Below are 7,445 nucleotides of genomic sequence, written 5' to 3'. Positions count from 1 at the left end.
TTTTGGCAACGCAGATGCCGTGCCGCAGCCGCCGGAGCGGTGCTTAAGCCGTCAGGCGGGAATTGTGCGGTGTTGCCTAAAGCCGGTCCTGAACTTGACGGCCCGGCCGAGGTGGCGGTTCTTGCTTTTTACCGTGACTGCTATGGGTAAACCCAAAACATGAAAAGTCAGAGGTTTTGGCATGGCTCTCACCTCCTTTCTGAAGTGGGGCTAACCGCCTGCCGTTGTGTACAGTGCCTGCTGCAAAATGCAGCACTGCCAGCATACTGTATTTCGCGCTTTTCCACAAACAGTCAGCCCCCGCCGTACAAACTTGTGCGCTTTTAACGGAAAAAGCTCGCAATATTAGTCGAATCTGCCATTGACGGCATGCTGCCGTATGGGTATTATAGAAATACCATATGCACCGATACGGAGGGAAGGACACATGACGTTTGAGGACCTGCTTGACATTTTGGCGGAGCAGTTCAGCTGTGACGCCACCGAACTGAGCGAGGACACCAGCTTTGAAGACTTGGGCGTGGATGCAGAAGACCTGGTGGAGCTGGCCTGGCAGCTTGGGGAAGCTACCGGTACCGAGGTTGAAGAGGACCGCTTAAAACAGCTTGGTACCATTGGCGAAGTTTGGAACTTGGTCCGCGAGCTGGAAGAAGAAGCTGAATAACCGCTGCCCCTGTGCGCAGGCGTTGTGCACAGGGGCATTTTTTACGTTTTATCTCTTTCCATATCTGGTGCTGCGCGGTATAATAATTATATTTAGTTCTGTTCACGCAGGGAAAGGGGGCCGCAGATGCCGCAGCCGGAACAACCGCATACCATTTTGCTGGTGCACTGCCACTACCGCCTGCCCGGCGGCGAGGACGCCGTGTTTGCCGCGGAGTGCGCCATGCTGCAAGCCCACGGCCACCGCGTGATCACCTATGAGCGCAATAATGATGCCGGCGGCCTGGCCCAAAAACTGCTGCTGCCCCTGCGGGCCATCTACAGCACCAAAACCGTGCGGGAAGTGCGCGCCCTGATCCGCAAAGAACAGGTGGATTTGGTGCATGTGCATAACACCCTGCTGACTATCAGCCCGTCGGTGTTCCAGGCATGCTTCAAAGAGCATGTTCCGGCGGTACAGACGCTGCACAACTTCCGCATTTTCTGCCCCAACGGCATCCTGATGCGGGACGGCCATGTGTGCGAGGAATGCCCGCAGCATGGCCTTGGCTGTGCGGTGCGGCACAGCTGCTACCGCGGCAGCCGTGCCCAAAGTTTGGTCTGTGCGGGCATTTATGCGTTCCATCGCCTGCTTGGCACCTACCGCAAGGTGAACCTGATCACCCTGACGGAGTTTGATCGCAGCAAGCTGCTGGAATTCAACCGCAAAGCTTCGCGCCCGGTGTTTACCCCGGAGCGGCTGTACTGCAAGCCCAACGGCGTGGCCGCGCCGAACCATTCCCCGCTGCCCTGGGCACAGCGCAAAAACCAGATTGTTTTTGCTGGGCGGCTGGAAGAATTAAAGGGGCTGCGCACCGCCATCGAGGCCTGGCAGCTGCTGGGGCCGGACGCACCGCAGCTGATCGTGGCCGGTACCGGCCCGCTGGAAGCCTGGGCCAAAGAGAACGCCCCCGATACTGTAACCTTTACCGGCCAGCTCCCGCATGGAACACTTACCGAGCTTTTGGACCAGAGCCGCGCCGCCCTTTGCCCCAGCCTGTGCTATGAAAGCTTTGCCCTGATCCCGGCGGAAGCCCATGCGGTGGGCACCCCCGTGCTTGCCAGTGATCTTGGCAACGTGGGCGCTGCCGTGCAGGAGGGGATTGACGGCCTGCACTTTGCCCCCGGCAATGCCGCCGCGCTGGCGGATGCCGTGCGCAAGCTGCAAAACGTGGGCGAAACCTTTGATTTGACCGCCATGCAGCAAAAAGCCTGCCAGGCGTATAACGCGGAACAAAACTACCGCGAACTGATGACAATTTACCGGGAAATCATGAGGAACGAAAATTCATGAACCAGATCTACCGTGCCCTGCATATGCCGCCCAAGCGTTTGATCAAAAAGCTGAGCGGCCAAAAAGAAATCTATACCATTGCGGTGCGCCGCGCCCCCAAGGGGGAAGGCTGCGACCCGCTGCCCGCTCTGGGTGAAGAACCTTACACCCCGCTGCCCTACACCCCCGGCACCTGGTATGCCGACCCCCTGCTGTATGAGGATGACAACGGCAAACGCTGGCTGTTCTGCGAAGCATTCAATATGGCGGAGAACCGCGGTGATATTGCCGTGGCGGAGTTTGATGAAAACGACCACCTGCTGCCGCCCCGCGTGGTATTAAAGGAAAACTTCCATCTCTCTTTCCCCACCGTGTTTGACTGGCGCGGGGAAGTGTGGATGCTGCCGGAAACCAGCGCCGACCACAGCCTGACCCTTTACCGCTGCACCCAGTTCCCGGATAAATGGGAGAAAGTGCAGGCGTTCAGCGTGGGGCGCGAACTGTGCGACAGCATTATTGTGGATAAAACCCCCGAAGCCCTGACGGTGCTGTGCAGCGAAACCAGGCCGGACAACCAGCTGTACACCCGTTACCGCCGCTATACTGTGCGCGAAAACCCCGAAGCGGAAGAGCGCGATGATGTGGATGAGTTTATCCTGGATGAGGATGAACCCTTTAACCTGCAGCACCGCAATTATGAGCTGGGCAGCCGCAATGCTGGCCCGCTGTTTACCAACAACGACCAGACCGTGCGCCCGGCCCAGGTCAGCACCAAGGTGGATTACGGTGTGTACCTGCAATTCTGGGTGCGGCGCGGTGCTTCGGAAGTGCCACTGTGCGCCGCCATGCCGCAGAACGTTGCCATTGCGGGCATTGACCCGGCGGATCTGATCGGCATCCACACCTATTGCCGGGATGCGGACATTGAGGTGATCGATGCCCGCTACCTGCGCAAGGTGTGACCAAAAGCAAGATACACCCTAAGGCAATACCGCATAATTCTAAGTGCCGATACGGCGAGCGAGGTGCGGCAGATGCTAAGCCAAAAGCGCAGATAATACTGGATGCTGCAAAGGTGAGCGCCGCCAGTGGCGGAAACAGCGAACCGAAGCAGGGGCAGCGGTCGCAGAGTGCGAGGGGCTTTTGCCCCCGAAGCACGATGCGGGTACCGCAACCCGACATTATCGAGCATTTTGGCAACGCAGATGCCGTGCCGCATCCGCCGGAGCGGTGCTTAAGCCGTAAGGCGGGAATTGTGCGGTGTTGCCCTAAAAATAAATTGGAGTAGCAAAGCTTATGCGAACCATTGCCATCCCGCAGCTGTACTGCGGGGCATCCGGCAAAAAAGGAGCCTATAACCGGCAGGAGGTTGGCCTTGCACGGGCGTTTGCCGCCCTGGGCTGCCGGGCTGTTGTACTGTACCCGGACCCGGATGCCGCCCCCGAAGCTGTGACCAGCGAGGACCTGGAGCCCAATGTGCGCATCTATTATGTGCCGGCCCGCAAAGCCGGGGTCAGTGCCTTTTACCGCACCTGGCAGCCGCTGCTGAACGAGCATGTGGACGCCGTGCATGTGATGGGGGATAACGCCCTCGGCGTGCCGGGGCTGTACCGCTTTTGCCGGGATCACGATATCTTTTTCTACAGCCAGCTGGGGGCCATCAAAAGTACGTCCGAAAACCCGGTTATGCGGGCTGTGATGGACCTTTTGTGCCGCCGCAACCTGGCTATCTACCGCAAAACCCCCACCTATGCCAAAACCCCCGCCGTGGCCGCCCAACTGGAACAGCTGCATGTGCCATGCGCCGGGGTAATGCCCGTTGGGCTGGATACCGCCATCATCCCCAATGCAAATGGGGAAAAACATGAACTGCGGGAATTTTTGAAGCTGGACCCCAAAGCCAACTATCTTGTTTTTGTGGGGCGGCTGGATTCCTACAAGCGCCCGCTGGACCTGGTGCCGGTACTGGAAGCACTGCCCCGCAGCTGGAATGCGGTGGTCATCGGGCAGGGGAGCCTGACCGGGGAACTGCAGGATGCCTTGCGCACCCACAAGCTGGAAAACCGCTGTACCTGCATTCCCCAGCTGCCCAACGCAACCGTGCAGGCCTATTACCATGCCTGCGATGTGTTTGTGAACTTTAATGACGGCGAAATTTTTGGCATGAGCCTGCTGGAAGCCATGTATGCGGGCTGCCCGCCGGTTGCCCGCCATGCGCCGGGGCCGGATTTGATCATAGAGCCCGGCACCAGCGGCTATTTTGCCGATACCCCTGCCCAGTTTGCTGAGGCCATCCAGAAAGCAGCGGCGGACCCGGCCTGCGGCCACGCTGCCCAGCGCCGCGTGAATGAACATTTCCTGTGGGCAAACAGCGCCGAAACCGCCCTGGCCATGCTGGACAAACAAGGAGGAAACCGCCGTGGATAATGATGGAGCCTTGCTGGAGGTACTGCGCAATACCTATAAAGGGCTGCGCTTCCGGTGGAAATACCGCGGCCTGATCATTCTGCCCGCGGAACAGGGCAATGCGGCTGCTGCCGATGCCATCCGCGCCGGGCAGCCATTTCTGTTCGGCCGCTGCGGTGCAACCGAGATGCGCACCGTGGCCGAATATTTGACCGGGAAATATACCGAGAAAACCAGGGGTGAGATCAACACCCTGTCCGGTGTGTTTCCCACCGATGATAAAGCGCTGAACCGCTTCTGCAAGCTGTATACTTCCTGCGCTCAGGGGGCGGACCTGCTGGCGCTGTGGGATGTGGGGGCCGAGCGGCAGGTAATCGATGGCTGCCACGGCACCCGCTTTACCCAGCTGCGCGCGCTGGAACCATATTATTATGCCAACCCCTGGAGCGCCGCACTGGCCGGAAAGCATGTGCTGGTGGTACACCCCTTTGCGGATACCATCCGCGCCCAGTACCAAAAGCGCGGGGAGCTGTTCACCAACGCCCCCGGCGGGGTAAACACTCTGCCGGAACTGGCCTCCCTGACCGTCATCCCGGCAGTGCAGGGCCTTGCCGGGCAGAAAACCGGGTATGATACCTGGTTTGATGCCCTTGCCGCAATGGAAAAACAGATGGATGCCTGCGATTATGAGGTTGCCATCATTGGCGCAGGTGCTTACGGCCTGCCGCTGGCCGCCCATGCGCGGGACACCGGCCATGTTGCCATCCAGATGAGCGGCGCTACGCAGCTACTGTTTGGCATCAAGGGCCGCCGGTGGGACACCCACCCCCAAATCAGCAAGCTGTATAACCCTGCATGGGTGCGCCCCGCCCCCGCCGAACAGCCCGCCAACAAGCAGGCGGTGGAGGGTGGCAGCTACTGGTAGAACCTGCGCCCCTAAAATTACGTTATAACAAACCGTCCGCCCGAATCCAGATGTGCAAAGGAGCCGTATCCATGAAGATCCTGATGATCAGCAACCACCTTGGCGTGCAAAGCGGGGTGCAGCGCTATGTGCAGAACCTTCTGCTCAATCTGGACCTTACCCGCTACCAGGTGGATCTGTTTGTCGGCCTTTGCCCGCCAGATCAAGCTTCGTGCGCGCCGGCACTGGAAGCAGCCGGGGTGCATATCATTGCGGTGCCGGACAATAAAAAAGCCCGTATCCGCGCACTGTACCAGCATCTGAAAACCCATAAGGATTACGATATCATCCATTACCATACTGCCAGCAAAATCGGCGCGCCCGTCTGCGGTATGATGCGGGTGCTCTGCCCCCATGCCAAGATCATTGTGCACAGCCATATCGTTTACCCGCCCATGACGCTGACCTGGCGCGCCGCCCATCTGGTGTACCAGCTGTTTGCAGATTACTTTCTGGGCTGCGGCGTGGCTGCGGGTCGGTTTGTGTTTGGTGACCATATCGACCGCAGGCCGAACTTTTCCGTTGCCTGCAATGCGGTGGACCAAACCCGCTTTTACCCCAACGCCGCGGCGCGCACGGCAATCCGCGCCCAGTACGGCATTACCGGAACCGAGCGTCTGGCCGGGTTTGTAGGGCGGCTCAACCACCAGAAAAACCCGCTCTACCTCATCCGGGTGTTTGCGGCTATGGTTCAGCAGGACCCCCGCTGGAAGCTGCTGTTGGTGGGCGGCGGCGAGCAGGAACAGCCCATGCGGGAACTTGCCGCCCAGCTTGGCGTGGCGGACCGGGTGCTGTTTGCCGGGGTGCAGAACAATGTGCCCGACTATATGAATGCCTTTGACCTGTTTTTGCTGCCCAGTAACTTTGAAGGCAGCCCCGTTACCCTGGTGGAAGCCCAGGGCTGCGGCGTGCCCTGCCTGGCCTCCACCAATGTGCCGGGGGATGGCTCGGTGACCGAGCTGGTGCATTTCCTGCCGCTCAGTGCCCCGTTTGAAGAGTGGGCCAAAACGGCGGATTCCATTGCTCCCGGCGGGCCGCACGCGGACTATTGGCCCACGCTGGCCGCTGCTGGTTATGAGCTGAAAACCGCTGCACACCGCATGGAGCAGGTGTATGATAAAGTGGCAGGGGAGGGCGCACGATGATTTACGCCGAACTTTCCGGCGGGCTGGGCAACCAGATGTTTGTGTATGCCTTTGCCCGCGCCATGGGCCTGTGCTGCCAGGAGCCTGTCACTTTGATTGACCGGCAGGACTGGAAAACCGGCTCCCCGGCCCACACTGCATTGGCATTGCAGGCACTGCATATCAGCTCAGAGGTGCAGTTCATCACAGATGCAGGCTTTGCCAAGCAGCATCTGCCGGTGCAGAACGCCGCCAAGGCCCTGATGATCCGCCACGAACAGCGCGCGGGCCTGATGGACCGGGACTGGCACCCCTTTGAAGCCCGCATGGCCCCTATGCTGAACGCCATCGGCCTGCATTTTGCGACTGAAGGCTTTACCCCTGCCAAGCGCGGTCACGCCAAAAACTTTCTGGCCTGGGGGTACTTCCAGGGGGCAGATTATTTTAAGGACCAGGCTGAAACTATCCGGGCGGAGCTGCTGCCCATTGAGAACCCGGAACACGGCTTTACCGCTGCGACCGCCGCCTTTGCGCGGGAAATTGAGGCAAGCCCGTTCCCCGTCTGCCTGCATTGGCGCTGCGGGGACTATCTGCTGCCGCAGAACGCGGCCCTGCAGGTCTGCACGCCGGAGTATTACGCCGCCGCCTGCCGCACGGTGTGCCAAAGCCTGCCCCAGGCGGAACTGTTTGTCTTTTCAGACGACCCCGCCTATGTGCGGCAGCATCTGGACGCTGCGGGCCTGCCGGTGCATTACAGCACCGGGGCAAAAAGTGCCGCGGCGGACCTTGCCCTGATGCGCCGCTGCCGGGCGTTTGTGCTGAGCAACTCCACCTTCAGCTGGTGGGGGCAGTGGCTGGCCGGTGTGCCGGGCCGCTGTGTGATCGCGCCGGACCGCTGGTACGCCAACGGCAAAAAGACCGCCCTGTATGACCACGACTGGACATTGATCCCGACAAAGTAAAGGAAACAACTGCG

Annotated in this window: 7 protein-coding genes; all 7 read left to right on the top strand. The window is 60.0% G+C overall.

Translation table 11 applies throughout. From position 1 onward, the window contains the following. Positions 1–427 precede the first annotated feature (427 nt). The gene (locus C4885_RS09165) at positions 428–664 is read left to right on the top strand and encodes an acyl carrier protein (protein ID WP_158538855.1); all 237 of its coding nucleotides are present in this window, start codon (positions 428–430) and stop codon (positions 662–664) included. 126 nt (positions 665–790) lie between these two features. Then, entirely contained in the window at positions 791–1,996 is a 1,206-nt protein-coding gene (locus C4885_RS09160; RefSeq protein ID WP_114000036.1) for a glycosyltransferase family 4 protein, read from the top strand. Further along, on the top strand, positions 1,993–2,937 hold the full coding sequence (locus tag C4885_RS09155; RefSeq protein WP_114000035.1) for a hypothetical protein: 945 nt from the start codon (positions 1,993–1,995) through the stop codon (positions 2,935–2,937). The genes C4885_RS09160 and C4885_RS09155 overlap by 4 nt, the downstream gene beginning before the upstream one ends. A gap of 334 nt (positions 2,938–3,271) precedes the next feature. Next, a complete protein-coding gene (locus C4885_RS09150; RefSeq protein WP_114000034.1) occupies positions 3,272–4,402 on the top strand; it encodes a glycosyltransferase family 4 protein in 1,131 nt (376 codons plus the stop codon). Then, complete coding sequence (locus C4885_RS09145; protein ID WP_114000033.1) at positions 4,395–5,306, top strand: hypothetical protein; 912 nt, start codon at positions 4,395–4,397, stop codon at positions 5,304–5,306. Before C4885_RS09150 ends, C4885_RS09145 begins: the two co-directional genes overlap by 8 nt. A gap of 71 nt (positions 5,307–5,377) precedes the next feature. After that, positions 5,378–6,490 (top strand): glycosyltransferase, encoded by a 1,113-nt coding sequence (locus C4885_RS09140; protein WP_158538854.1) that lies wholly within the window; start codon positions 5,378–5,380, stop codon positions 6,488–6,490. After that, entirely contained in the window at positions 6,487–7,431 is a 945-nt protein-coding gene (locus C4885_RS09135; protein WP_114000031.1) for an alpha-1,2-fucosyltransferase, read from the top strand. The genes C4885_RS09140 and C4885_RS09135 overlap by 4 nt, the downstream gene beginning before the upstream one ends. The last annotated feature ends 14 nt before the right edge of the window (positions 7,432–7,445 follow it).

Origin of the sequence: Subdoligranulum sp. APC924/74, assembly GCF_003324125.1 — a bacterium.
Lineage (GTDB): Bacteria > Bacillota > Clostridia > Oscillospirales > Ruminococcaceae > Gemmiger > Gemmiger qucibialis.
The sequence above is the reverse complement of the archived record's forward strand: the minus strand, read 5'-3'. Positions and strand labels throughout refer to the sequence as shown.